This window comes from Mycobacterium sp. C31M (genome assembly GCF_053345865.1).
Genome location: NZ_JBKFAX010000010.1, coordinates 169,023 through 192,799, shown reverse-complemented (window position 1 = coordinate 192,799; position 23,777 = coordinate 169,023). Strand labels below are relative to the sequence as shown.

The 23,777-nt window shown below is 65.9% G+C and carries 26 protein-coding genes and 4 tRNA genes; 18 read left to right on the top strand and 12 right to left on the bottom strand.

The features are described from left to right. Window positions 1-11: 11 nt before the first annotated feature. Genes ACLBYA_RS17140 through ACLBYA_RS17130 form a run of 3 tightly spaced genes read left to right on the top strand, consistent with a single transcriptional unit; the run spans window position 12 to window position 2,817 of the window. Window positions 12-1,016 (top strand): FecCD family ABC transporter permease, encoded by a 1,005-nt coding sequence (locus tag ACLBYA_RS17140; protein ID WP_447710618.1) that lies wholly within the window; start codon window positions 12-14, stop codon window positions 1,014-1,016. Next, window positions 1,013-2,038 carry a FecCD family ABC transporter permease gene (locus ACLBYA_RS17135; protein ID WP_447710617.1) on the top strand — a complete coding sequence of 342 codons (1,026 nt, stop codon included), beginning with the start codon at window positions 1,013-1,015 and terminating at the stop codon, window positions 2,036-2,038. The genes ACLBYA_RS17140 and ACLBYA_RS17135 overlap by 4 nt, the downstream gene beginning before the upstream one ends. After that, window positions 2,035-2,817 (top strand): ABC transporter ATP-binding protein, encoded by a 783-nt coding sequence (locus ACLBYA_RS17130; RefSeq protein WP_447710616.1) that lies wholly within the window; start codon window positions 2,035-2,037, stop codon window positions 2,815-2,817. Before ACLBYA_RS17135 ends, ACLBYA_RS17130 begins: the two co-directional genes overlap by 4 nt. Here ACLBYA_RS17130 and ACLBYA_RS17125 read toward each other — a convergent pair. From ACLBYA_RS17125 to ACLBYA_RS17110, 4 genes are all read right to left on the bottom strand, one after another. Continuing rightward, the gene (locus ACLBYA_RS17125) at window positions 2,785-2,988 is read right to left on the bottom strand and encodes a hypothetical protein (protein ID WP_447710671.1); all 204 of its coding nucleotides are present in this window, start codon (window positions 2,986-2,988) and stop codon (window positions 2,785-2,787) included. The two genes, ACLBYA_RS17130 and ACLBYA_RS17125, sit on opposite strands and share 33 nt — an antisense overlap. 271 nt (window positions 2,989-3,259) lie before the next feature. After that, window positions 3,260-3,973: a Type 1 glutamine amidotransferase-like domain-containing protein gene (locus ACLBYA_RS17120; protein WP_447710615.1), complete on the bottom strand. Its 714-nt coding sequence runs from the start codon at window positions 3,971-3,973 to the stop codon at window positions 3,260-3,262. A 28-nt stretch (window positions 3,974-4,001) separates the two neighbouring features. After that, window positions 4,002-4,814, bottom strand: a complete 813-nt coding sequence (locus ACLBYA_RS17115; RefSeq protein ID WP_447710614.1) for a VOC family protein — start codon at window positions 4,812-4,814, stop codon at window positions 4,002-4,004. Window positions 4,815-4,859: 45 nt separating this feature from the next. After that, window positions 4,860-4,931, bottom strand: a tRNA-Val gene (locus tag ACLBYA_RS17110). A 143-nt stretch (window positions 4,932-5,074) separates the two neighbouring features. Here ACLBYA_RS17110 and ACLBYA_RS17105 point away from each other — a divergent pair. The 6 genes from ACLBYA_RS17105 (at window position 5,075) to ACLBYA_RS17080 (ending at window position 7,974) form a co-directional block, all read left to right on the top strand. After that, complete coding sequence (locus tag ACLBYA_RS17105) at window positions 5,075-6,088, top strand: alcohol dehydrogenase catalytic domain-containing protein (protein WP_447710613.1); 1,014 nt, start codon at window positions 5,075-5,077, stop codon at window positions 6,086-6,088. 41 nt (window positions 6,089-6,129) lie between these two features. Beyond that, window positions 6,130-6,546, top strand: coding sequence for a DUF6636 domain-containing protein (locus ACLBYA_RS17100; RefSeq protein ID WP_447710612.1), 417 nt, complete (start codon window positions 6,130-6,132; stop codon window positions 6,544-6,546). A 95-nt stretch (window positions 6,547-6,641) separates the two neighbouring features. Then, window positions 6,642-6,714 (top strand) — tRNA-Gly (locus tag ACLBYA_RS17095). A gap of 27 nt (window positions 6,715-6,741) precedes the next feature. Further along, window positions 6,742-6,815 (top strand) — tRNA-Cys (locus ACLBYA_RS17090). 12 nt (window positions 6,816-6,827) lie between these two features. Further along, window positions 6,828-6,902 (top strand) — tRNA-Val (locus ACLBYA_RS17085). Between the two features lie 268 nt (window positions 6,903-7,170). Then, entirely contained in the window at window positions 7,171-7,974 is an 804-nt protein-coding gene (locus ACLBYA_RS17080; RefSeq protein WP_447710611.1) for a hypothetical protein, read from the top strand. Between the two features lie 187 nt (window positions 7,975-8,161). On the opposite strand, the gene ACLBYA_RS17075 is transcribed toward ACLBYA_RS17080, so the two are convergent. Continuing rightward, a protein-coding gene (locus tag ACLBYA_RS17075) for an IS3 family transposase (protein WP_447710610.1) occupies window positions 8,162-9,423 on the bottom strand; the annotation gives its coding sequence in 2 pieces (ribosomal slippage) (window positions 8,162-9,099 and window positions 9,099-9,423; 1,263 coding nt in all). Window positions 9,424-9,754: 331 nt separating this feature from the next. Between ACLBYA_RS17075 and ACLBYA_RS17070 the strand changes: the two genes are divergently transcribed. Continuing rightward, window positions 9,755-10,963, top strand: coding sequence for a type I restriction endonuclease (locus ACLBYA_RS17070; RefSeq protein WP_447710609.1), 1,209 nt, complete (start codon window positions 9,755-9,757; stop codon window positions 10,961-10,963). Window positions 10,964-11,286: 323 nt separating this feature from the next. On the opposite strand, the gene ACLBYA_RS17065 is transcribed toward ACLBYA_RS17070, so the two are convergent. Both ACLBYA_RS17065 and ACLBYA_RS17060 read right to left on the bottom strand, forming a co-directional pair. Then, window positions 11,287-11,475: a hypothetical protein gene (locus ACLBYA_RS17065; protein ID WP_447710608.1), complete on the bottom strand. Its 189-nt coding sequence runs from the start codon at window positions 11,473-11,475 to the stop codon at window positions 11,287-11,289. A 54-nt stretch (window positions 11,476-11,529) separates the two neighbouring features. Then, window positions 11,530-12,342, bottom strand: a complete 813-nt coding sequence (locus tag ACLBYA_RS17060; RefSeq protein WP_447710607.1) for a hypothetical protein — start codon at window positions 12,340-12,342, stop codon at window positions 11,530-11,532. Window positions 12,343-12,436: 94 nt separating this feature from the next. Between ACLBYA_RS17060 and ACLBYA_RS17055 the strand changes: the two genes are divergently transcribed. The 5 genes from ACLBYA_RS17055 to ACLBYA_RS17035 all read left to right on the top strand — a co-directional run bounded on the left by ACLBYA_RS17055 (window position 12,437) and on the right by ACLBYA_RS17035 (window position 17,221). Then, complete coding sequence (locus ACLBYA_RS17055; RefSeq protein ID WP_447710606.1) at window positions 12,437-13,966, top strand: alkaline phosphatase D family protein; 1,530 nt, start codon at window positions 12,437-12,439, stop codon at window positions 13,964-13,966. A gap of 45 nt (window positions 13,967-14,011) precedes the next feature. Beyond that, the gene (locus ACLBYA_RS17050; RefSeq protein ID WP_447710605.1) at window positions 14,012-14,692 is read left to right on the top strand and encodes a lasso peptide biosynthesis B2 protein; all 681 of its coding nucleotides are present in this window, start codon (window positions 14,012-14,014) and stop codon (window positions 14,690-14,692) included. Next, a complete protein-coding gene (locus ACLBYA_RS17045) occupies window positions 14,692-16,434 on the top strand; it encodes an asparagine synthase-related protein (protein ID WP_447710604.1) in 1,743 nt (580 codons plus the stop codon). Before ACLBYA_RS17050 ends, ACLBYA_RS17045 begins: the two co-directional genes overlap by 1 nt. Before the next feature lie 116 nt (window positions 16,435-16,550). Next, the gene (locus ACLBYA_RS17040; RefSeq protein ID WP_447710603.1) at window positions 16,551-16,733 is read left to right on the top strand and encodes a lasso RiPP family leader peptide-containing protein; all 183 of its coding nucleotides are present in this window, start codon (window positions 16,551-16,553) and stop codon (window positions 16,731-16,733) included. 32 nt (window positions 16,734-16,765) lie between these two features. Next, entirely contained in the window at window positions 16,766-17,221 is a 456-nt protein-coding gene (locus tag ACLBYA_RS17035) for a hypothetical protein (protein WP_447710602.1), read from the top strand. Window positions 17,222-17,697: 476 nt separating this feature from the next. On the opposite strand, the gene ACLBYA_RS17030 is transcribed toward ACLBYA_RS17035, so the two are convergent. Continuing rightward, a complete protein-coding gene (locus ACLBYA_RS17030) occupies window positions 17,698-19,422 on the bottom strand; it encodes an ABC transporter ATP-binding protein (protein WP_447710601.1) in 1,725 nt (574 codons plus the stop codon). A gap of 150 nt (window positions 19,423-19,572) precedes the next feature. On the opposite strand from ACLBYA_RS17030, the gene ACLBYA_RS17025 reads away from it, so the two are divergent. After that, on the top strand, window positions 19,573-19,767 hold the full coding sequence (locus ACLBYA_RS17025; RefSeq protein ID WP_447710600.1) for a three-helix bundle dimerization domain-containing protein: 195 nt from the start codon (window positions 19,573-19,575) through the stop codon (window positions 19,765-19,767). Here the strand turns inward: ACLBYA_RS17025 and ACLBYA_RS17020 are convergent, their stop codons facing one another. From ACLBYA_RS17020 to ACLBYA_RS17010, 3 genes are read right to left on the bottom strand one after another with little or no spacing between them, the layout of a single operon-like run. After that, on the bottom strand, window positions 19,768-20,073 hold the full coding sequence (locus tag ACLBYA_RS17020; RefSeq protein ID WP_447710599.1) for a hypothetical protein: 306 nt from the start codon (window positions 20,071-20,073) through the stop codon (window positions 19,768-19,770). A gap of 36 nt (window positions 20,074-20,109) precedes the next feature. Further along, window positions 20,110-21,006, bottom strand: a complete 897-nt coding sequence (locus ACLBYA_RS17015; protein WP_447710598.1) for an alpha/beta hydrolase family esterase — start codon at window positions 21,004-21,006, stop codon at window positions 20,110-20,112. 19 nt (window positions 21,007-21,025) lie between these two features. Next, a complete protein-coding gene (locus ACLBYA_RS17010; protein ID WP_447710597.1) occupies window positions 21,026-21,457 on the bottom strand; it encodes a type II toxin-antitoxin system Rv0910 family toxin in 432 nt (143 codons plus the stop codon). A gap of 27 nt (window positions 21,458-21,484) precedes the next feature. Between ACLBYA_RS17010 and ACLBYA_RS17005 the strand changes: the two genes are divergently transcribed. Beyond that, a complete protein-coding gene (locus tag ACLBYA_RS17005) occupies window positions 21,485-22,315 on the top strand; it encodes a class I SAM-dependent methyltransferase (protein ID WP_447710596.1) in 831 nt (276 codons plus the stop codon). Beyond that, a complete protein-coding gene (locus tag ACLBYA_RS17000) occupies window positions 22,315-22,869 on the top strand; it encodes a DUF1697 domain-containing protein (RefSeq protein ID WP_447710595.1) in 555 nt (184 codons plus the stop codon). Before ACLBYA_RS17005 ends, ACLBYA_RS17000 begins: the two co-directional genes overlap by 1 nt. Here the strand turns inward: ACLBYA_RS17000 and ACLBYA_RS16995 are convergent. Next, a complete protein-coding gene (locus ACLBYA_RS16995) occupies window positions 22,851-23,774 on the bottom strand; it encodes an AEC family transporter (protein WP_447710594.1) in 924 nt (307 codons plus the stop codon). The genes ACLBYA_RS17000 and ACLBYA_RS16995 overlap by 19 nt on opposite strands. Window positions 23,775-23,777: the final 3 nt, after the last annotated feature.

The following is a 23,777-nucleotide window of genomic DNA, read 5'->3' as shown; positions in this document are numbered from 1 at the left end:
TCCGCCGCGGTGTGCTGCAGGGCGGCTGGAACCGGCTGCTGGGACTTGTTGTCGCAGGCGGGGTGTTCGTCGCGGTGGCCCTGGCCTCGGTCCTGATCGGCAACTTCACGGTCACCATCGCCGATGTGGTGGCCGCGGTATCCCGGCCCGCCACAACCGATCTGGATCGGATCGTCGCGCACATCCGGATTCCCCGGACGGTCGCGGGCATCCTCGCCGGGACCGCACTGGGCGTCGCCGGTGCCGTCATGCAGGGCATCACCCGCAATCCGCTGGCCGGTCCGGGCATCCTCGGTATCAACTCCGGCGCCGCACTGGCGGTGGTGCTCGCGATGACGTTCGCGGGCGTCAGTTCGGCGAGCGGTTATGTCTGGTTCGCCTTCGCCGGAGCGGCCGTCGCGGCGGTGTTCGTCTACACCCTGGGATCGCTCGGACTGGGTGGGGCCACCCCGGTCAAGCTCGCACTGGCCGGGGCGGCGTTCACCGCCTTCGTCGGCGCGATCACCTCGGCGATCACCCTGCTGGATGCCAGCACCCTGGACGATTTCCGGTTCTGGGTGGTCGGATCGCTCACCCGCGCCGACGGCACATCGCTGGCCGCGGTGACCCCGTTCATCGTCGCCGGGATGCTCGCCGCGATCGTCACCAGTCGCACCCTGAATGTGGTGGCACTGGGCGACGATATGGCCCGCAACCTCGGTGCCCGGTTGTGGTCGGCCCGCATCACCGCCGCCGTCGCCGTGATCCTGTTGGCCGGGGCGGCCACCGCGATCGCCGGCCCGATCGGGTTCATCGGGTTGGTGGTGCCCCATATCGCACGGTTGATCACCGGACCGGACTACCGCTGGATCATGGCGTGGACGGTGGTGTTGGCGCCGACGCTGTTGCTGGCCGCCGATATTCTCGGCCGAATCCTGGTGTCACCGCAGCAGCTTCAGGTCGGCATCATCACCGGGCTGGCCGGTGCGCCGTTCTTTCTCTACCTGGTCCGCAACCGGAAGGTGTCCGGGCTGTGAGTACCGTCGTGGCCGGTGGCCTGGCCTTGCGGTTCAGCCGCACCGCGGCCGTCATCACCGTGATCGCCTGGGCCGCAGCAGTTGTCGTGGCCGCCGTATCGCTGACGCTCGGCGAATTTCCGATCTCGGTGCGCGACGCGGCGAACGTGCTGTCCGGTGGCGGCACCCTCATCGAACGCGATGTCGTGCTGGGTGACCGGCTGCCGCGGGTGCTCACCGGACTCGGTGTCGGGGCGGCGTTTGCGCTCTCGGGTGCGATCCTGCAACGCATCGCATCCAATCCGCTGGTCAGTCCGGACGTCATCGGCATCAATTCCGGTGCGGCGCTGGGGGCCTTGGTCGTGTTGACCGTGCTCGGCGGCAGCGGGGCGACGCTGGTCGTCGGCGCCTTGCTCGGTGCATTGATCACCGCGGCCGCCATCCTCGCGATCGCCTACCGCCGCGGTCTGCATGGCTTTCGGCTGGTGCTGGTCGGCATCGGGGTGGCCGCCCTGCTGACCTCCGGGATCTCATATCTGCTGACGCGCGCCGATGTGCACGAGGCGATGACGGCGGCGGTCTGGCTGACCGGCAGCCTGGCCAACCGCAGCACCCTGCATGTGGCGGTCATCGGGGCCACCCTGCTGATCGCGGTGCCCGCTCTGGTGGTGCTGGGAAGGCACCTGCGATTGTTCGAGCTCGGTGACGATCTGGCCCGGACCCTGGGCAGCCGGCAGGCGCACAAGGTGGCTCTGGTGCTGGTGGCGGTGACGTTGGCCGCGATGGCGACCGCGGCCGCCGGCCCCATCGGGTTCGTCGCGCTGGTCGCCCCGCAGATCGCCCGACGCCTGCTCGCCGAACGACATACCGGCCTTGCGCCCGCAGCGGCCATCGGTGCGCTGCTGGTGGTGAGTGCCGACCTGACCGCCCGACTCCTGTTCGCGCCCATGGGAATGCCCGTCGGCATCCTCACCGCCATCATCGGCGCACCCGTTCTGCTCTACCTGCTCGCCCGCGCCAACCGGATCGGAGCCGCCGGATGAATTCATTGACCACCGAAAACCTGAAGCTGGGCTACGGCGGCCGGACCGTGGTGGGCGAGGTCAGTGCCGCCCTGCCGGCGGGCAGGATCACCGCCATCATCGGTCCGAACGGCTGCGGCAAATCGACGTTGCTGCGTGGGCTGGCGCGTCTGCTGGCCCCGCAGGGCGGTGTTGTGCACCTCGACGGCCGCGACCTCGCCGAGATTCCCAGCCGGCACCTGGCGACCAGGATCGGACTGTTACCCCAGCAGCCGATCGCACCGGACGGCATCACCGTGGCCGACCTGATCGGTCGTGGACGGCATCCGCACCAACGCTGGTTCCGGCAATGGAGCGCCGCCGACGAAACGGCCGTCGGCCAAGCGATGGAGGCCACCGAGCTCGGCGAGCTGGCCGACACCCCGATCGACGAACTGTCCGGCGGGCAGCGCCAACGAGTCTGGATCGCGCTGGCGCTCGCGCAGGATCCCGCGATCATGTTGCTCGACGAGCCGACCACGTTTCTGGATCTCGCCCATCAACTCGACGTGTTGGGTCTGCTGTCGTCGGTCAACCGCCAGCACGACCGCACCATCGTGCTGGTCCTGCACGATCTGAACATGGCGGCGCGGTATGCCCATCACCTGATCGCGATGCGCGACGGGCAGATCGTCGCGCAGGGCACCCCGCATGACATCGTGACCGCCGAGATGGTGCGCAATGTCTTCGGCGTCGACGCGACCGTCATCACCGACCCGGTCACCGGCTCACCGTTGGTCGTGCCGCACCCGCGGGGTTGAGCGCATCTCGATGCGGATCGCAGGCGCGGTACCGGTCCGTCCGACCTCGGTGAAGCCGAGCCTGCGATACAGCTGGTGAGCGCGCGTGTTGACGTGCAGCACACGTAGTTCCACACGCTTGCCGTCGGCGAATGCCGCGGCGAGAATATCGCCGATGATGCGACGGCCGATCCCCGGCCCTGATGCTCCGGTGCGATCTCGAGCAGTGCGATGTACACATTGTCATCGCGGTGTTCGAGGTCGAGCCGTCCTGCGTCACGCCCGTCGACGACGATCACCCGCGTCGTGGAAAGGTCGAGCGTGCGCTGCATACAGGCCCGCTGATCGGCATCTGCCCATCCCCAGACCATGTCGACGTAGGGACCCAGGGTCTGCTTGTGCAGGTCGAAGAAGAACTCGAAATCGGCTTCGACGCCGGTGCGGAATTCGATGGCGGGCATCGTCACAACCGCTGGACATCCAGCGCAGTCTCCCCCGACACATCGACGACATACGCTCCGGCAGTGGACCTCTCGGCGAAGGCGCCGACGAAATCGACACCGCGATAGAGCAATCCGGCGCCGTCGTCGGTGGCGTAGGCGGTGGTAAGCACACCGTCGGCCACCAGTGAGCGCAGTAGCGGGCGGCGCAACTCCTCGGAGTCGTGGTGCACACCGTTGGCGTACGGCAGCAGGCCCAGCCCATCGGTGATCGGTTGCAGCTCCGGGCCGAACGAGTCGGTGGTGCCGCCGACATGCCAGCAGATCGATCCGGCCGAGATGCCGGTCAACACCACACCCGCCTGCCATGCCGCCCGCAGCGCGATATCCACCCGGTGCAGCCGCCACATCGCCAGCAGGCCGGCGACGCTGCCGCCGAACACCCACACGACATCCTGGTCGAGCAGATGGGCGGCGATATCGTCGACATTGGGCATCGGGAACAGCGACAGCTGCGAGGGCACGAACCCGCGTTCCTGCGCGGCTTCGGTGAGGTGGTGCAGCAGCGTCTTGTCATCGCCCATCGCCGTCGCGACAAAGCAGACCTTCGGCGCCCTGCCGGTCACCCCGGACAGATCGACCGCGAGATCGGTGAGGCCGGTGAAGCCGAACCGGGTGCGCCGGCCGGGGCCGATGCCACCGCTGGTGGCCAGGATGGTCGGGGCGTCGGCAGGCACGTGACCGACGGTAGTCGGCGCGGCGGCGTCAACCCAGGTACTGGCTCAGCACCAACTCGGCCCCCTGTGGATCGCGGATCACCGAATAGCGGGTCCATTCAGTGTCCTGTGATGCGAGCACCTCGGCACCCAGCCGCTGCGCCAGCGCCGTGGCAGCATCGCAGTCGGCCACGGTGAAGGCGATGTCCCAGTGGTCGGCGACCCCGTCATCGGCGGTGGCCACCCAGGCCACGGCATCCTCGAATCCCGGCGGTGCCTCGACGGCAGATTGCCGTTCGAGGATGGTCGGGTCGATGGTCGCGGCCAGATGCTGCCCGTATCCAGGCATCCGAATCAAGCCGAAATCGTCGTATTCCCAGCCGAATACGTGTGTGTAGAAGTCCTGCGCGGCGGTGGCATCGGCGGTGTGCAGGGTATTGAAGTTCCACGAGCTTGGTTCGTTGGCCACCTGCACTCCTGGGCGAGCGCGCGGCTGCCACAGCCGGAACGCCGCACCGCGCGGATCGGCGCATCCGACGAGTCGTCCGCCCGGCCCGGCCTCGGCGGGTTCGATGGTGACCGACCCGCCGGCGTCGCGAACCCGGCGGGCGGATGCGTCGGCATCGTCGACGGCGACGTACATGTTCCACCCCGCCGTGCCGCCGGTGGCGGGTCCGATGGCCGCGGCCGGACGACCGTTCAGAGCGGCGATCAGATAGGTACCGGGCGCGTCGGCGGGTACGGCGTCCTGGAAGGTCCACCCGAACAGCGCACCGTAGAACTGCGCGGCCGCGCCGACGTCGGGTTGTTCGGTGTCCACCCAGCAGGGCACCCCGGGCGGGAACGTTCGGAGATCTGCCATGAGGCACACCATGCCAGCCGCATATGACATCGCGGCCTTGTTGAGTGGTCCCGACTGGGATCGAACCAGTGACCTTCCGCGTGTGAGGCGGACGCTCTCCCCCTGAGCTACGAGACCGGGGAACGAGGAGGAAGACTAGCACGCACATACCGGCCAGCTGGAATCCCCTGGTCACGGTGGCGTCAGATTCACGCAATCCGGACTGTCGGAAGACCCATGCGCGGGTAGACATAGGTCACACCCCGACAGTGAGGAATGAGATGGCACAGCATCGAGCGGTACATGTCGCTTCGGCAGGCGCAGCGTTGGAACTCGCCGAGGTCGAGACCACCTCGCCGGGCCGCGATCATGTCCGCATCGCAGTCTCGGCGTGCGGCGTGTGCGGCACCGACCACGCATTCGTCAACGGCGCGTTCCCGGGCCTGACGTGGCCGCTGACGCCCGGGCACGAGATCGCCGGCACCATCGCCGAGGTCGGCGACGGCGTCGAGGAATTCGCCGTCGGCGACCGAGTGGCGGTCGGCTGGTTCGGCGGTAACTGCGGGCACTGCACCCAGTGCCGCAAGGGCGATTTCATCCACTGCGAGAACGGCCAGATCCCCAGCTGGCACTACCCGGGCGGCTACGCCGAGTCGGTGATCGCGCCGGCCACCGCGCTGGCCCGCATTCCCGAGGAACTGTCCTTCGCCGAGGCCGCCCCGATGGCATGTGCCGGTGTCACGGTGTTCCACGGGCTGCGCGAGACCGCGGCCAAGCCAGGCGACCGGGTGGCGGTGCTCGGCGTCGGCGGCTTGGGGCATCTCGGTGTGCAGTTCGCCCGCGCGATGGGCTTCGAGACCATCGCGGTGGCCCGCGGCGCCGACAAGGAACAGGACGCGTTGGATCTCGGCGCGCACCACTACGTCGACTCCAAGGCCGGCGATGTCAGCGCCGCGCTGCAGGCGCTCGGCGGGGTGTCGGTGGTGTTGGCGACGGCGGCCAACTCCCAGGCCATGGGTGACACCGTCGGCGGGCTGCTGCCGCGCGGCGAGCTGATCGTGGTCGGGGTGACGCCGGACCCGCTGCCGATCAGCCCGCTGCAGCTGATCACGCCGGGGTTGTCGGTGAAGGGGCATCCGTCGGGCACCGCGCGTGATGTCGAGGACACCATGAAGTTCGCGGTGCAGTCCGGGGTGCGCGCCCGCATACAGGAGCTGCCGCTGACCCAAGCCGCCGAGGCTTATGCGGCGATGGATACCGGCAAGGCGCGCTACCGCATGGTGCTGACGGTCTGATTCACCCGGAACCAGCGGGCTTTCGCGGTTAGGGTCGCTCCATGATCCGTGGGGTGCTGGGTGTGGTGGCGGCGGCCGGCGCCGCGGCGGTGTGGTGTCCGCCGTCGGCCGGTGCGCAGGATCTGGCGCACTTCGTGTCGCCGAGTGGGAACGTGGGGTGCGTCCTGGACGTCGACTACGTCCGCTGCGATATCGCCGAGCGGGATTGGACGCCGCCACCACGGCCGGCGGACTGTGAGTTTGATTACGGTCAGGGCATCGCATTTGGGCCCGGCGAGGCCGCGACGTTCGTCTGTGCTGGGGATACGACGCTGGGCGGGGCCGAGGTGCTCGACTACGGGCAGTCGATCTCGCGCGGATCGCTGTCTTGCACCAGCGCCGAGAGCGGAATGTCGTGCCGGGACGACGCCACCGGGGCCGGCTTCTCGATCTCACGTCAGGTTTACCAGCTGTTTTAGGCCCGATTACCTGGGTGTTTCAGGTGATTTGTAGTTACTGGTGGGGTTGGACTAATGTTCCTTTCCGCACCGGGTGACGATCTCACCCGAGGCACGCGGATGTAGCGCAGTTGGTAGCGCATCACCTTGCCAAGGTGAGGGTCGCGGGTTCGAATCCCGTCATCCGCTCGAAGGTGCAGTGGCATCAACCCCAATGGTGGAGTGGCCGAGTGGTGAGGCAACGGCCTGCAAAGCCGTGCACACGGGTTCGATTCCCGTCTCCACCTCCAAGTTGGATCCCGGCGCGATTAGCTCAGCGGGAGAGCGCTTCCCTGACACGGAAGAGGTCACTGGTTCAATCCCAGTATCGCGCACCACAGTTCTTGCAGGTCAGGTCCGGTTTATGCCGGACCTTTTCTGTTTCGTGAACTAAACGTGAACTGACATCTGCCTACCTATCGCGGCCATCGCAACCACTCCCCCGTCGCCGCGCCAACTCGACTCACGGCGCCACTGCACACCGTCAGGCGGCGCGCCAGGGCGAGTGAATCGCCGTGCGCGTCTACTATCCGGTTCGACAGTGACATCTGACGCACATTGGCAGGGGCGATGTTCTCGGCTCAAGTTTGGGGCACCGTAGCCGACATGATCGGCGCGCTGTCTACGGGTGGCGCGGCAATATCCGCCCTGGTGTTCTACCGACTCGATGCACGTAAGAAGCGTGAGGCGCAGGCGCGGTTGATCCGCGGCAGCTTGCACCCCGAACCCAACGACGTGTTTGAGGTGTCAGTCACAAACGACTCAGACCTGCCTATATCCCTCGAATTATTATTCGTGGTGGAAAGAGACTTCGGTAAGTCATTGCTAGCAAATGAGGTAATGGAAACAAGAGATGAAGTGCAGTTCGGTCCCGATTCGAACCCAAATTTTATGGTGTGGCGGGGCCACGGCGCTTACAGAATGGTGGATCATAAGGAACAGTTGCTAGGTTTTAGCGGTGGAGGCGGAGCACACAATATCCGCTACGCTATCGGTGACGAACGAAGTCGATTAATGTCAGGTTCTACAGAGAGATTTACGGTCAAGTATCACCTGTACAGAATCAGTGCGCGCTATTGGCTGTACTTTTTCGATGCCAGTGGAATTGCATGGGAACTTGAATTGCTCCCAGCACCTAGTTCGCCGGGGCGACTGGTGCAGTCGCAGTACCGGCACTCCGCGAACAGCTTAGGTGCCCGATCCGAACGCAGAATGCGACCTATCGGATATGCGCGGACCGCAAAGCGCCGCATCGCCGCCTACATCGAGCGGCGTCGGTGGCTATTCGCACACCGCAAAGAGGAAACGACTCCATATCCGCGCATTTACACGCCGGAACAGTGGGAGCCGTTGGAGGCCGGCAGGCGTAAGAACCTGCAACGCGAAGAAGCGCCGGACCAAGACCAGTAGGTCTCAGCCCGGCGCTCTCTCGTGCAATTAAATAAAGGAGTGAGGGACGGCCCTAAAGCCAACCCTCGTTCTACTCAGATCAACTTGGCGCACGGCGTTCATTGCCGTGGAGTGTTCCCAATACCGTAACTCCCCCGGTGATCCATGAATCGCCCCCGCGAGTCCGGAGACTTCCTAATGTGAGAACTCAGCCTGCGGCTGGTCTCTGTCGTTGAGCGTAGTAGGCGGCCTCAAGCTCGGCCGGTGGGATGTCGCCGCAGTACTCGTAGAGTCGGTGGTGGTTGAACCAGTCGACCCATTGCGCGGTGGCCAGCTCGAGGTCCTCGATGGTGCGCCAGGGCTTGCGCGGTTTGATCAGTTCGGTCTTGTATAGGCCGTTAATCGTTTCGGCCAGGGCGTTGTCATACGAGCTGCCGACCGCGCCGACCGACGGTTGGATACCGGCTTCGGCCAGTCGCTCGGTGAACCGGATCGATGTGTACTGTGAGCCTCTATCCGTATGGTGAACAACATCTTTGAGATCAACTACACCTTGCTGCTGGCGGGTCCAGATGGCGTGTTCGATCGCGTCGAGCACCATCGAGGTGGCCATGGTCGACGCCACCCGCCAGCCCAGGATCCGCCGGGCATAGGCCTCGGTAACGAACGCGACGTAGGCGAATCCCGACCAGGTCGACACATAGGTCAGGTCCGCTACCCATAACCGGTCAGGAGCGCGCGGTCCGAACTGGCGGCTCACCAGGTCTGCCGGCCGGGTGGCCGCGGGGTCGGCGATCGTGGTGGGTCTGACCTTGCCCCGTACCGCCCCGCGCAGGCCGAGGTCGGCCATCAGCCGCTCGACAGTGCATCGGGCCACCCTGATTCCCTCGCGGTGTAGCGCCAGCCACACTTTGCGAGCTCCGTAGACCCCGTAGTTGGCGGCATGGATACGGGCGATTTCGGGTTTGAGGTCATCGTCGCGGACCTCACGGCGGCTGGGCCGGCGCCCCAGGTGCTCGTAGTACGTGGACGGGGCGATCTGGATGCCGAGCCCGACAAGCTCGGCGCAGATCGACTGGACGCCCCACCGCAGACCATCCGGGCCCTCTCGGTGGCCCTGATGCTCGGCGATGAACCGGCAGATCAGTGGTGTGGCCGGTCCAGTTCGGCCGCGAAGAAAGCTGATGCGGTCTTCAAAATCGCGTTGGCTCTGCGCAATTCAGCGTTCTCCCGGCGCAGTTTCTTCAACTCGGCGGACTCTTCGGTCGTGATCCCGGGCCGGGCACCGGAATCGACCTGAGCCTGACGCACCCACTTGCGGACCGTCTCGGCCGTGCCGACCCCCAACAACCGGGCGACCTCGGTCATCGCCGCCCACTCCGACTCATGCTGATCGCTGATCTCGGCGACCATCCGCACCGCCCGCTCACGCAGCTCCGGCGGGTACCTCCTCGACGAACCACCTGACATGACCCCATCCTTCCCAACAAGGGAAGCATCCGGACTCACCGGGGCGCCCCATGGAGCCATGCCCGGCGGCCGGCGCACGAGGTTATGGAGGCACTCGCACGCGAAGGGGTTACCGAACCCCAAGCTGACGCAGCTCGCCACGACCAATAATGAAGGGTAGATGCCACTCGTCACGTAGTCGGTAGCAGCAGAGCGCTCGCAACGTGTCTGGGTAAGCATGTCGCCGCGGGTCTTTTTATCTCCCCCAACAATTTTGGGCGATAGAGCAATATTATCGACCACGTCATTTATAGTTTGCCGCAATAGCCAACTATCTGGGGGAGATTAGAGGATGGCGTTCTCGGACGGCCTCGCCACCATGACGAAGAAGATTCAAGATATGCGGGAGTCTGTTCTCACTGAAGAGGCAACCAAGAACGCATTCATCATGCCGTTCATCTCCAACGTGCTGGGATATGACGTGTTCGACCCATCTGAGGTCGTTCCCGAGTTCGTCGCCGACGTGGGGGTCAAGAAGGGCGAGAAAGTTGACTACGCCATCTTCAAGGACGGCCAAGTCCAGATTTTGATGGAGTGCAAGAAGATCGGGGATCCGCTCGACCTTCGATATGCCTCACAGTTGTTCCGATACTTCGCGGTCACGTCTGCACGCATCGCAATCCTGACCAACGGTCAGCAGTACCACGTCTACACGGACGGGGACATGCCAAATCGGATGGATGAGAAGCCGTTCCTGATCTTCGACCTGCTCGAAATGGATCGCACACTCGTCCCCGAGGTCCAGAAGTTCTGCAAGGAATCCTTCGATCTTGATTCGGTCATCAATGCGGCCGAGGAACTCAAGTACATCGGCGGTATCCGCAGAATCATCGCCGCTGAAGTAAAAGAACCCTCCGACGAGTGGGTGCGGTTCTTCGCGAATCGCCTGTACGACAACCGGACTACGCAGAAGGTGATCGACCAGTTCCGACCATTGGTCGCAAAGGCGCTAAACCAGTACATCGGCGACCAAGTAAACAGCCGGCTGAAGACCGCGCTCGGAGACGACGCACCCGACCCCAACCGCTCGACCGAGACTGTCGCAGCACCGGCACCAACTCCCCCGATAGGGACTGCGACGATCGCGGAGGTAGACCCAGCGACCCAGCCGGACGGCATCACTGAACCTGGCGTGATCACCACCGATGAAGAACTCGAGGGGTTCAACATCGTGCGGGCCATCGCCGTGTCGGAGGTGGCACCCGAACGCGTGCACTACAGGGACAGCAAGTCATACTTCGCGATCCTGCTCGACGACAACAACCGCAAACCCATCATTCGGCTCAACCTCAACGGCAAGAGCGTCAAGTTTGTGACGACGTTCGAGCAAGGCAAGGACGCCGGTATCCGTCGCGACATCAGCTCGGTGGTCGACATCTACAAAGTGGCCACAGACCAGATCCGCGAGACGATTCGTCGATACGAGGGCGGCCTCATCGATGCCGCAGTTGTAGCACCGCAGACTGACGGGCAAGGAACGCCAGACCCGGTCGAGCAGTAGCAGCGGCAGAGTAGGGAGATTGCGCACGCCAATCAACCCAGGAGCGTGGCTATAGTTCTGCGGGTATCTGGGTGATGGCAACGTCAGCGATCCAGTCGTCGACATCGACGAACATGGCGAGCAACAGGTCCCTGATCGGCTTCCCTCTGTACAACGCAACCGCCGACCCAGGCCCGCAGAGAACGTGCGGCATCTGCCTGTAACCGCGTATCCCAAATCGCACCAGCACCTGGGACTGCCCTGCACACGACGCGGTGATGGCACGCGTGGCGGCCTATCGGGACATCAAGAACCAGATCCAGCTGGCTCGGGAGAACTGAACGTCACGCCACCCAGGCGGCGGGATCGCGTGCCTCGACCCAGCGGATCAGCCGGCGCCGACGCTCCGCGGTGCGCTCCGGGTGCCGGTCGGCCTCCCGCTCGGCAGCGATCGCCTCATCCCAGGCACGCCGCATGTCGTCGTCACGGAACTGCACAGCCTGCGCCATGATCGTCCTCTCTTCCTTCGACACACCGCCAGCTTAGCGGCGATATCCGACAACACGGGCAAAGCCGACATCCCCGCGTCACTTCGGCATCACGGTGGCCTCGGCAGCAGCCAGCAGATGGGCCAGAATCTTGATCGACGCGATATCGGAGGCCGAAAAGCCGTCCTTCTCCAAGGTGTTGGCCGTCAGCATCCCGAAGGCCTGGGTATCGGCACGCACGGCCACCGAGACGAACGACTTGTAGATCCGGCCCCGGCTGACATCCCACGTCGCGGGCACCTCGACATCGGTGTCGTTGCTGCTCTCCACCTCGCCGCGGTCGATCAGGTTCCAGACCTCCTGATCGGCGCCACGGTCCTCGATGAACTCGCTGGTGAACGAATCCTCCCGGTTGATCGAGTCCACATAGGTGCCGCACTTCATCACCCGCGCACCGGCCGACCGGTCTTGCACACGGAAGTAGGCCGCGCGCGGCGCATCGCTCTGCATCAGGTCGCACACCTTGCTGACGATCGACGACCGGAACCCGCTGATCTCGCGGTCCTTGCCGGCCTGGTCCATCGCCGCGAGTCGCCGCAGCTTGTCCGCGGTACCGAGCATCGCTCCGTTGATCAGCAGCGACATGCGCCGGGACTCGGCGCGTAACGCCTGTTCCAGGCTGGCCTTCTCGCCCTCCTGCTGCCGCTTGTAGGCGCGCTCGTTGCCGAACTTGAACAGCCCCGTCACGGCGGCCGCGACGGCCACCACCAGGGTGGCGATGCGAAACCCGACCTGCCAGTTGCCGGTGACCAGATTGGTGGCCAGCGCGACAGCGGCGGTCGCGACGGCCAGCACCGTCAGCGCGATGTTGTACGGAACCGCGCGGTCCTTGACGACCTTCTGCCCACCCACCGCATCAGAATCTCATCCGACACCGTCAACCCACCGTTGGACACCGGCAGCCCGCCCGTCGCCGGCCGGACATCTGCGCTGCCGAGGATCGGCCGTGTCCCTGCCGCATCCCAGCCGCCGCGCCTTGCTCAAGGGCGCCGTCATCCTGGGCGCACTGCCGATCCTCGGCTTCACCGGCCGGCCGTTGCCCACCGACCCATTCACCCTCGGGGTGGCCTCCGGCGAACCCACATCCGACGGGATGGTGCTGTGGACCCGGCTGGCACCCGATCCCTTGGCCGGTGACGGTCTGGGTGGCATGCCGCCGCGCCCGGTCGACGTCGAATGGGAACTCGCCGCCGACGACACGTTCGCCCGTGTGCTGCAGCGCGGCACCGTGACCGCTGTACCCGAATCGGCGCACAGCGTGCACGTCGAGCCGCGCGGCCTGCAGTCCGGCGCCGAATACTTCTACCGGTTCCGCACCGAGGGTCACCTGTCCCCCACCGGACGCACCCGCACCGCCCCCTCCGCCGGGTCCCTGACCCCCATGACGATGTGCGTGGCGTCCTGCTCGCATTACGAGCAGGGTTGGTTCACCGCGTACCGCCGGCTCGCCGAGGAACAGCCCGACCTTGTTGTGCACCTTGGTGATTACCACTATGAGTACGCAGCCGGCGCGGGCGGCGCCACCCGGGTGCGCGATCACGTCGGCCCGGAAACCGTCACCCTGGCCAACTACCGGCAGCGTTACGCGCAGTACAAGACCGACCCCGACCTGCAGGCCGCGCACGCCGCCGCACCCTGGCTGGTGGTGTTCGACGACCACGAGATCGCCAACAACTGGGCCGACGACATCCCCGCCAAACCCGACCCGTTCTTCGGCGTGCGCCGAGCGGCCGCACTGCAGTCCTACTACGAGAACATGCCGTTGCGACCGACCTCGGCACCGCACGGCGGCGATATGCAGTTGTACCGGCGGGTGCACTGGGGCGCGCTGGCGAGCTTCCACATGCTCGACACCCGCCAGTACCGCACCGACCAACCGTGTGGTGACGAGTTCCGGGCGACCTGCGCCGAACGTCACAACCCGGTGGCCACCCTGACCGGTCCCCATCAGGAACGGTGGCTGCTCGACGGGTTTGCCGCCTCTCAGACCCGCTGGGACATCCAGGGCCAGCAGGTGTTCTTCGCCGGTGTGGATCTGAGCCCGGGACCCGAACACGGCATCAACCCGGACGGCTGGGACGGCTACACCGCCAACCGTGACCGCATCGTCGCGGGCCTGACCACCTCCCCGGTGCGCAACGCCGTGGTCCTCACCGGGGATATCCACTCCCATTGGGCCGCCACGGTTCACCAAACCCCGGGCGGCCCGCCGATCGCGACCGAGCTGGTGACCACGTCGATCAGTTCGGGCGGTGACGGATCGGATACCCGGGCCGATGTCGAGGCGATCCTGCCGGAGAATCCACACATCCGGTACTTCAGCAACCGGCGCGGGTACCTCCGTGCGCGGGTCACCCCCGATGCCATCACCGCCGACTTCCGGACGCTGCCCTACGTGTCCGCGCCGGGCGCCCCGGCGCAGACCGGCGCCTCGTTCGTCATCACCGACCGGGACCCGTCGCTGCGTGCGCTGTAATAGGTTGAGCGCGTGGACAGTATCGACAAGCAGCGAGGAGTCTCCGTGTCGCCTCCTCGGCTCTACTGCGACCCCGCGTTGCGATGGGTCGGGCTGTCACGTCGGCTCGTACTGCTGGACCTGGCGAGCGGAACCTACGACATGCTCGACGAGGTCGGCGCGGCCATGTGGCAACAGTTGCTCCGTGAACCCGAACAGCGCAACCTACTCGGCCTCGCCGACGGCTACGGGGTGAGCCTGTCGATCATCGAGAACGACTTCATCGAGTTCGCCGACGCCCAACACCTCGCCGGGCGGTTACGTCCGACGCCACCGCGCACCGTGCCGCCGCGGCCGATGGCGCCGCGCCACCGGGCCACCATGTCCCGCGCACTGCGGGAACGGGCCGCCGCCCAGCGCGACCTGCGAAGGGATTTCGCCCAGGCCTACCGGAAGCGGACCGGTGCGGTCGCTGACGAGTCGGCACCACGGGTCGACATCGACGCCGCCCTAGAACGTTTCCGCACCGCCGACGGCCTGTTCCCCGCCCGCGAGGCACCGCTGGACTGTCTGCCGCGGTCATTGGCGTTGACGCGGTTTCTGCGAATGGCCGGATGGCCCGCCGAGCACGTGATCGGGGTGGCATTACATCCCTTCGAGGCACACGCCTGGGTGGAGCTGAACGGCGTTGCCGTCGACGAGAATGTCCCCGCACTGCAGCGCTACACGACGATCGCGCGGGGCTGATGAACACGCCGGCACCGTTGCAGCAGGGCTTTCTGGTGGTGTTGGCCGACACGTCGCGGACGCGGGGTTGGCCCGACGGCGAGCACACCGGCGCGTCGACGGTGTGGTTTCACGGATATCTCGCCCATCCGGCACGCGTGCACGCTGACCTCGGTCTCGACCGACAGGCGACGACGGCCGAGATCCTGTCCACGGCGTACACGCGCTGGGGTGCGGGTGTGGTCGAGCGAGTGAAAGGTGAATACGCCGCGGTGATCACGACCGGCGAAGCCGCAGTGGTCATCGGTGACCGGATGGGACTTCGCCCGGTCTACATCGCCGACCGGGCACCCGAGGTGGTGGTGTCCACGGATCTCGGGCTGCTGGCGTGTGAGACCTCCGCATGGCGAAATGTCGATGAAGAGTATGTTGCGGATCTTCTCGCCACCGGGTTTCACCTCGGCACCCGGACGCCGTACTGCGGTATCCGTCGCCTCGGATTGGGTGAGCATGCCACGTGGCGCGCCGGCAGGCTGACGATTGCCGGCGGATGGCGCCCACGAACGGACGTTGTCGACGGCACCGCCCGCGAGCACGAGGCGTTGTTGCGCGCCGCGGTCGGTGAGGCCGTTGCCGGGGCTCTGCCCCACAGTGCCGGGGTAGCCGTCGAGCTGTCGGGTGGGTTGGACACCTCGACCGTCCTGGCGACAGCTGTGCGGCATGCGCCGGTACACGCGGTCAGCTTCGTCCACCCCGGCTCACCCGACAGTGACGAATCCGAGTGGATGCGGGTGGCGCTAGAAGCCACACCTGCGCCCTGGCATCCGATCGACGCGACCACACACGGAATCTTCACCGCCGGTCCCGATTTCGGGGTTTTTCTACCCGCACCGACCCGACGGATCCTGAACTGGGCGTCCAGTGCCGCCGAGGACTCGACGCTGGCCCGAGTCGGCGCCTCGACGGTGCTGACCGGCGAAGGTGGCGACGCCGTGTTCCTGGCCGGCGTGCTGCCCTGGTACATGGCCGATCTGCTCCGAACGGGAAGGCTGCCGCAGTTGCGGCGCGAAATGCTCCGATGGAGCGCGCATTCCGAGGTTCGGCGATCGGCCGGGTTCTGGTTGCGACGTGCCGCGGTGGACGGACTCCGCAGATGGCGAAAAGGGTCGACACTGACGCTGCAACCTCCGAAGCCCCTCGGTACGAGCGCGCCGTGGTTGAACCACGACTACATCAGCGACAGTCGCCTGCAGGACAGGACCCGAACCACCACAACGCTGCGGGCCGCATCCGTGCATACTCAAGCCATTCTGGAGAACATCGTGCGGTGTGCTGAGTTCGCCCGCAGCCGCCAGATCATCCCTGCAGGACCGGCCGATGTCCGACATCCGCTGCTGGCACCGGCATTGGTGGACCTGGCGCTGGGCACCCCGTGGCAGGTCGCCGCCGACCCGCGCATCGACCGTGCGGTGCAGCGCTACGCATTCGCCGGGTCAGTGGCCGATGCCGTGCTACGTCGACGGTCCAAGACAATCGCCGACGAGGCGGTACTGAACGGTTTTGCAACCAATCCGCGCTGGCAGACCTACCTACGCGAGGAACCACTGGTGGTTCAGCGCGGCAATGTCGACGCCGCGGCGTGGAACGCGGAACTGAGCGCCGTCGGCGGCGCGCGCCCGGTCGCGCAGCTCTACGCCGCCATTCAGATCGAGGTCTGGCTGCGACATCTGAAGCACGCAAATCCGCCCGCACTCTTGAGGTGAATACGGCGGCGGCGCCACCGGCTGCGAATGTCGCTGAAACCAAGGACGGCAAAGCCCTGCAGGATTATTGACACTCAGGTATGTTTACGCCAACTCACAGGAAGCCAGGGGGAACCATGTCCGACCAGACCGCGCCGTACTCCGCTCCGCAGTTGTCCCATGTCGGTGATGTCCGCGATATCACCCAGGGCAGCGGCACGTACATGTCCGACAGCAGTACCGGATACGGCTACTTCGGGTACTACATGCGCCATGTCGACACTCCTGACACGGCCGCGGCACTGCCCGCGCGAGACTGACACCACCGGCCGGGCATCGCCCCATGCGCGCCATGAAGATTTCCGTCGGCCTAGGCGTTCTCACCGCCGCGACTGCGGCGTTCGCCTACGGCACCCCACCTCTGGAAGTTGCGCTCGTCCGTTCGCAGCTGTGGCTGGTCGAGGAACTGACGGGCTTTCAGTCGCCGAGCGGTAACGTCGGCTGCAGTATCGATGTGGACATGGTCCGATGCGATATCGCCGAACGGAATTGGGCACCACCGCCGCGACCGGCCGACTGCCATCCCAATGTCGGGTCTGGGCAGGGGCTGATGGTGTGGGCGGCCGGCACCTCGGAGGTGGTGTGCGCCGGTGACACCACGTTGGGCTACGGCGAGGTCCTGCCCTATGGCGACGCGATTCAGGCCGGCCGACTGCAATGCGACAGCACCGAAACCGCCATGCGCTGTTTCGACAGGGACACCAAACACGGGTTCTCACTGTCGCGCGAAGGTTACGAACTCTTCTGACGCCCCTGGCTTCGGCACGTCGGCACGTACATGTCCGACGGTAACACCGGATACGGCTACTTCGGGTACTACATGCGCCACATCGACACCCCGGACGCCGTCGCGGCACTGCCCGTACGGGACTGACGGAATCGGGATCGGTCGTGCATTCCGAGAAGCTGGGGCCCACGTTGTTCACGCAGATGGTGACCGTCGCCGCCGTAAGCGCCTTCACCACACGACATCGGTGACTATGGCCAGCTCCGAGGGGCGGCTGGTGGACGAACTGACCAGTTTCCAGTCCCCGATTTGCAACGTCGGCTGCAACATCGGCCGAAATGGGTCTAGGTGCGATATCGCCGAACGGGATTGGGCGCAGACACCTTGACCTACGGCACGGCGATCCGATTCCAGACGATTCGATGCGATAGCAGCGAGTCGTCGATGACGTTCCGCGATACGGTGACCGGACACGGCTTCTCGTTGTCCAGGCAGAGTTACCAGCTCTTGTGACGCATCTCGGCGAAGGTACCGACGGTGGCCAGCCGGCCATCCTCGAGCACCAGGATCTGATCAGCCTGTTTGATGGTCGAACTCCGATGTGCGGCAACGAGAATAGTGCGGTGCTCACGTTGTTGCAGCAGCGTATCGACCAGAGCGGACTCATTGGCATGGTCGAGATGTGCGGTGGGTTCGTCGAGCAGGATCACATCGGCGGGTGACAGCAGCGCTCGCGCGATCGCGATCCGCTGACGCTGTCCACCTGAGAGCGCGCGGCCACGGTCCAGCACACCGGCCTCCAACCCCATGGGCAGGCTGTCGACGAACTTCTTCAGCCCCACCTTGCGCAACGCGTCGCGCAGGTCGTCGTCGGATGCTTCTGGGCATCCCATTGTCAGGTTGTCCCGAATCGACCCGTGCAGCACCGGATTGTCCTGCTCCACCAGAGCAATTCGTTGTCGCAACGCAACCAACGGCCAATCCGGGTACGGGTTGCCGTCGAGGATGAAACCGCCCTCGTCGGGCTCGTAGAACCGGCACAGCAACGCCAACAGGCTGGACTTGCCTCCGCCGGACTGCCCGACCAGCGCTGTGACCTGGTTGCGCCGCAGCTCGAACGACACATCGTCGAGGACGCGACGATCTGCATAGGAGAAGGAGACCCGCTGCGCCGTGAGCAGTACCTCGCCCGCGGCAGCCGAACCGACCGACCCGGACCCGAATGCACTCGGCCGAACAGCTTCGAGGCGCTCGACAGGTCGAGAGAGCACCTCTTCGATGCGGACATGGGCAGCCGCCCCGGTGTGCAACGTCGTCAGTCCGCGGTACACGTCCTGCAGCGGAGCCAGCGAGAACAGCGTCAAGAGAAAGAGTGTCACCAGGTTGCCGACCGAGATCACACCGTCGGAGACCCGGGCGGCGCCGACGACGAGTACCGCGATGAGTGAACCGGTCGCCGTCATGCGCATGGCCGGCGCGGACACCGCACCTAACCAGGCCAACCGCATACCTGCTCGATGGGCCGAGACGGCGGCATCCGAGATCGCTTCGGCATGGCTCTCGCGCGCGCCGTGCATCTTGACCGTCCGGATGGCACCCAGAGTCCGTTCCAGCCGTGCGCCGTAATCGCCTATCGCGCGCTGACGAGCACCAGCCTCTCGACCTGCCTTGCCCAACAACAGGCTTCCGCCGAAGAAGGACACCCCCACGACGGCCAGCACCGTGACCGCCAGCAGCGTGTCGATTCGAATCATCAACACGGCGGCCACGCCGAGCATGGTCACGCCGACTACGACGCGGCCGGCCATGCGGGGCAACTCTCGCAGTTCGGAGATATCCGCGGTTGCACGCGTGATCAGGTCGCCCATCCGCAGACGATCCAGTTCGGCCACCGGCAGCGCGATCAGATGGATGGCGTAGGCGCGGCGATGGTCGAGCACCACCGCCTCACCCAACCGGTAGAACAAGTAGGTGTCGGCCGCCTCGGCGAGCACCACGACCGCGAAAGCCAGCACCAGCAGGGTGGCCACCTGCCACGTCACCCCGCCACTGGACGCCTGGTCGACCGCGTGACCGGCGAGCAGAGGCTGCGCGAGTACCGCGGCGCCGGCGATCCCGGCGACTGCCGTCGCCACCACCATCTCGACCGCGTGCCCGCGCAACAGCGCTCGAAGAACACCTAACGGTCTGACGTCACCGCTGTCCGGAGCATCGGCCCGCATCCGTAGAGTATGCCCGCACACTCGTGACGCGGGCGGCAAAGCAGGCCCCACGCCTCAGCGACCTTCGCCAATCTGACCGAACACGCCACTTCTTCCCGAATCCTCAGCCGCGACGTTGACGCCGCACACCGACCGGAGCAGAGTCTTGTCATGGCCGGCACCGATGAATCGACCGCAATCTCCCACGTGATTCAGCGCCTCACGGCATCGTTTGACGAGATACCCGCCGAGCAGGTCAGCGCGGCCGTCGACGATGCGCTCGCCCGGTTCGAGCAGAGTCCCATCCGCGAGTTCGTCCCACTCTTCGTCGAACGGCGAGTCCGGGATCAGTTGGCGCACAGCTGATCAGCGCAGCGTCAGCATCCACGCCGGCACCCAGTGCGTGACCGGCCGCTCGTGCGTGCCGAACCGGATTCGGTAGGTCACCAGCCCCCACCACGCGCCCTGCTCACATAGACCCCAGCAGGTCAGTTCGGCCTCGACGATGGTGTGCATCTGCAGACCCTGCGGGTGAGGCCGCCCCCACCGGCAATGCGGCTGCCGCGGGAACAGTGCGGCCAGATCGATCAGGACGGTCTGCGGTGGATCGACGCGCCGGAACACCTCGCGGGTGGGTTGCCCGCCGTACCCGATGGACTGCATCTCACCCACTATTCGATCATATGTTCGAAGAGGTGCGTGGGAAAGTCACCGCCCGTGCTGGTCGAAGAACACCGCCGCGGCCTCGGACGCACTGAACGACCGGATCGCCGGACCTACCTGGTTGGCCGGCAGGATCTCCGGAGCGCCAGGCCAGGTGTGCCCGCCGCCGTCGACGCGCATGTAGACGACCGCCGAACCCTGGGCACAGGCATAACTGACCCGCTCGACGAACTGAGCGTCGACGCCGGGTTGCGGTTCGATCAGCGGGTCGGGCTCACATTCGTTGAGGTGACGCCAGCTGTCCACCAGCGCCGTCGCCGCCAGGATGTTGCTGGGCCCGCCACGCCCCATCATCGGGCCCCCACCGATCGGCACGATGGGATCCAGCGTGCCGTGGGTGGTCAGCACCGACACCGGCTGCGACGGCTGACACCCGACGTTGGCGCCCAGCGTCGCCCCCACCGGAGCGATGGCCGCGAACACATCGGCACGCTCGCAGGCCAACCGATTGGCCATGAACCCGCCCGCTGACAAACCGGTCGCGAACACCCGACCCGGCGGAATCCCGAACTCGGCCGCCACCCGCTCGACCAGCGCCACCAGGAACCCGACATCGTCGACGCCGGTGCGGTCCGGCACCGAGGCGCCGCGGCCGTCGGCCCAGCTGAAGTCGACACCGTCGGGATAGACGACGACGTAGCCGTGCGCGTTGGCCACCGGGTTGAAGTTGGTCAGCGCCGCGTGCTGCCCACCGGTCTGACCGCCGGCGTGCAGATTGAGGATCAGGCCCGTGGGCGCTCCCGGCGGCACATGGACCTGATAGGTCCGGTTCAGTCCCCCGAAGTCGATATGCGCCACCGGCGGCTCGGCCCCGGCGGCCGGCAGCGGTCCGAGCACAAGCCCCAGGACCGCAAGCAATGTTGCTGTGAGATTCCCCCGCACCCGCGCGAGCTTAGGGGCTTCACCCGTACAGCGACTCGAATTTCTCGATCGAGCGCTCGATATCGCCCTTGACGGTGCGCGCCGCGACCGAGCCGATCGGCCCGAACAGCGGCGGTCCGCCGAGGTCGATGGTCACCGCGAACGCGCATCCCGCCGCAGTCGGTTCGACCGCCATCTTCAGCCCGTACTTGGTGCCGCCGACCCCCTTGCCGGTCACCTCCAGCAGCTTGGGCGGATCCATCTTGCGCACGGTCCAGGTGACCCTGTTGCGCATGCCCTTGGCGCCGGCCACCCCGATCAGTGTGGTGCCCACGGTCAGTTCGTCGGGGATATCGCAGCGCCAGCCCTCGTGCAGCACCAGCCAGTCCCCCAGCTCGGTCAGATTCGACGCGTGATCCCACGCCGTCTGCGCGTCCAACGACAGTTCCCGGGACAGTTCGAGCTTTGCCATGCGCCGAATGCTAGTAGCTTCGATGTGGTGGACAGTAGCAAAGTCGACGCCAGCAGTCTGACCGGGGTCTCCGAGACCGCCCTGCTCACGCTGAACGCCCGCGCGTATCAGGCCCGACACCCAGACCCCGTCATCGATGACCCGATGGCCATCCGGATGGTCGACGCCATCGATTTCGACTTCGCCAAATTCGGCCGCAAGGGCCAGGAGATGGCGCTGCGGGCCGTCGGCATCGACCGGGCCGCCACTGCGTACCTGACCGCGCACCCGTCGGCCACCGTCGTGGCCCTGGCCGAGGGCTTCCAGACCAGTTTCTGGCGACTGGAAGCCGCCCTGTCAAAAGCCGAATTCAATTGGCTCACGGTCGATTTTGCACCCGTCATCGAACTTCGCCGACGGCTGCTGCCGGAATCGCCGCGTATCACCACACTCGCGCAGTCGGCGCTGGATTACAGCTGGATGGACCGGGTGGACCCCGCGCGCGGCGTGTTCATCACCGCCGAGGGGCTGCTGATGTATCTGCAGCCGGAGGAGGCGATGGGCCTGATCGCCGAGTGCGCCAAACGTTTTCCCGGCGGTCAGATGATCTTCGACCTGCCGCCGGTGATCGTGAAGAAGCTGACCCGCAAAAACGGTATGCGGTCCTCGCGACGATATCGGGTGCCGCCGATGCCGTTCAGCCTGTCGCCCGCCGAACTGGCCGATCTGACCGAGACGCTGCCCGGCGTCCGGGCCGTGCACGACCTGCCGATCCCGAAGGGGCGCGGTCTGCTGTTCGGCAAGCTCTTTCCCGCCTACTGGCAATGGAATTGGAGCAGGCAGTATCGCGGTGCCTACACCCTGCTGGAGTTCGGCTGATGGCCCGCTATGTCGCACTGCTGCGCGGCATCAACGTCGGCGGCAAGAACATCATCGCGATGAAGGATCTGCGGGCTGCGCTGACCGATCACGGCTACGACAACGTCAGCACCTACATCCAGTCGGGCAACGTGCTGTTCGACACCGACGCCGACCCCAAGACCCTGGAGGGCGAGGTCGAGGCCGTCTTGGAGAAGACCTTCAGGGTTCCGCTGCTGGTGGTGATCCGCTCGCACCGGCAGCTCCAAGCTGTGGTCAGCAAGGCGCCCAAGGGTTTCGGGACCGATCGCGACACGTACTACTCGGATGCCGTGTTCCTCAAAGCCCCGCTGACGGCCAAGAAGGTGATGGAGTTCGTCGAACTGCGCGACGGTGTCGACCAGGCATGGCCGGGTACCGGGGTGGTCTATTTCGCCCGACTGGGCGCCGAACGGACCAAGAGCAAGATGAGCAAGATCACCGCCCAGCCCGAATACAAGCAGATGACCATTCGTAGCTGGACGACGACGGTGAAGTTGCTCGAGCTGCTCGACGCTCAGAGTCCGAGCAGATAGGCGATCACCGCGATCACCGGCACTGAGGCCAGCGTGGTGATCAGGGTGGCGTCGCGCGCCAGCGACTCGCCGCGCTCGAACACCGAGGCGTAGGTGTTCAGGTTCTGCGCGGCCGGCAGCGCAGCCAACACGGTGGCGATGGCGGTCTGCTCCGGTGACAGTCCGAAACACCAGCGGGCCAGGACATAGGCCAGGGCGGGCATGATCAGCACCTTGAACACGATGGCCAGCCACAAATCGACCCGGCTCTCGCGGTCGTCGCGCCCGGTCTGGGTGACCAGCGCGATACCGAAGGCGAGCAGCACGGTGGGGATGGCGAGGTCGGCCAGCAGCTCCAAGGGCTGATGGACGGCCCGCGGCAGCGTCACCCCGGTCAACGCCAGCACCAGGCCGATGGCACTGGCGACAATGATCGGGTTCGTCACCAGACCCTTGATCTGCGCGACCACCGAGCCGCCGTCCCGGCCCGCGGAGTTGATGATCGCCACGCCGAGCGGCACCAGGAGTACCGTCTGGAACAGGATGAGCGCGGACACCTCGGTGGTGCTGCCGAGCACGTAGGCACTCAGCGGGATACCGAGGTTTCCCGCGTTCACCCAGGACGCCGCCCAGGCACCGACGGTCGCATCGGCACGGTCCCTGCCCCGCAACGTCACCGCGGTGACGAAGACCAGCGCGAACACCAGCAGCGTGGTCACTGCCGACACCAACAGCACCGGCGAGAACACCTGCGACAGAGTCGAATCCGCCAACGACAGCAACAGCAGTGCGGGCACCCCGATATGGAAGGCGACCCGGTTGAGAACCATCCGCGCGTTCTCGCCGAGCACGCCACGACGACCGACGATCATGCCGACGACGACGATGATCGCGATGACGGCGAAGGCCTCCAGCACCGCGAGCACCGT

Excerpts from the sequence above, each read along its gene's own strand:
- ACLBYA_RS17070 (WP_447710609.1), top strand. The coding sequence starts at position 9,755 with ATGGCGTTCTCGGACGGCCTCGCCACCATGACGAAGAAGATTCAAGAT.
- ACLBYA_RS17040 (WP_447710603.1), top strand. The coding sequence starts at position 16,551 with ATGTCCGACCAGACCGCGCCGTACTCCGCTCCGCAGTTGTCCCATGTC.
- ACLBYA_RS17035 (WP_447710602.1), top strand. The coding sequence starts at position 16,766 with ATGAAGATTTCCGTCGGCCTAGGCGTTCTCACCGCCGCGACTGCGGCG.
- ACLBYA_RS17100 (WP_447710612.1), top strand. The coding sequence starts at position 6,130 with ATGATCCGTGGGGTGCTGGGTGTGGTGGCGGCGGCCGGCGCCGCGGCG.
- ACLBYA_RS17025 (WP_447710600.1), top strand. The coding sequence starts at position 19,573 with ATGGCCGGCACCGATGAATCGACCGCAATCTCCCACGTGATTCAGCGC.
- ACLBYA_RS17130 (WP_447710616.1), top strand. The coding sequence starts at position 2,035 with ATGAATTCATTGACCACCGAAAACCTGAAGCTGGGCTACGGCGGCCGG.
- ACLBYA_RS17115 (WP_447710614.1), bottom strand. The coding sequence starts at position 4,814 with ATGGCAGATCTCCGAACGTTCCCGCCCGGGGTGCCCTGCTGGGTGGAC.
- ACLBYA_RS17000 (WP_447710595.1), top strand. The coding sequence starts at position 22,315 with ATGGCCCGCTATGTCGCACTGCTGCGCGGCATCAACGTCGGCGGCAAG.
- ACLBYA_RS17030 (WP_447710601.1), bottom strand. The coding sequence starts at position 19,422 with ATGCGGGCCGATGCTCCGGACAGCGGTGACGTCAGACCGTTAGGTGTT.
- ACLBYA_RS17045 (WP_447710604.1), top strand. The coding sequence starts at position 14,692 with ATGAACACGCCGGCACCGTTGCAGCAGGGCTTTCTGGTGGTGTTGGCC.
- ACLBYA_RS17105 (WP_447710613.1), top strand. The coding sequence starts at position 5,075 with ATGGCACAGCATCGAGCGGTACATGTCGCTTCGGCAGGCGCAGCGTTG.
- ACLBYA_RS17010 (WP_447710597.1), bottom strand. The coding sequence starts at position 21,457 with ATGGCAAAGCTCGAACTGTCCCGGGAACTGTCGTTGGACGCGCAGACG.
- ACLBYA_RS17080 (WP_447710611.1), top strand. The coding sequence starts at position 7,171 with ATGATCGGCGCGCTGTCTACGGGTGGCGCGGCAATATCCGCCCTGGTG.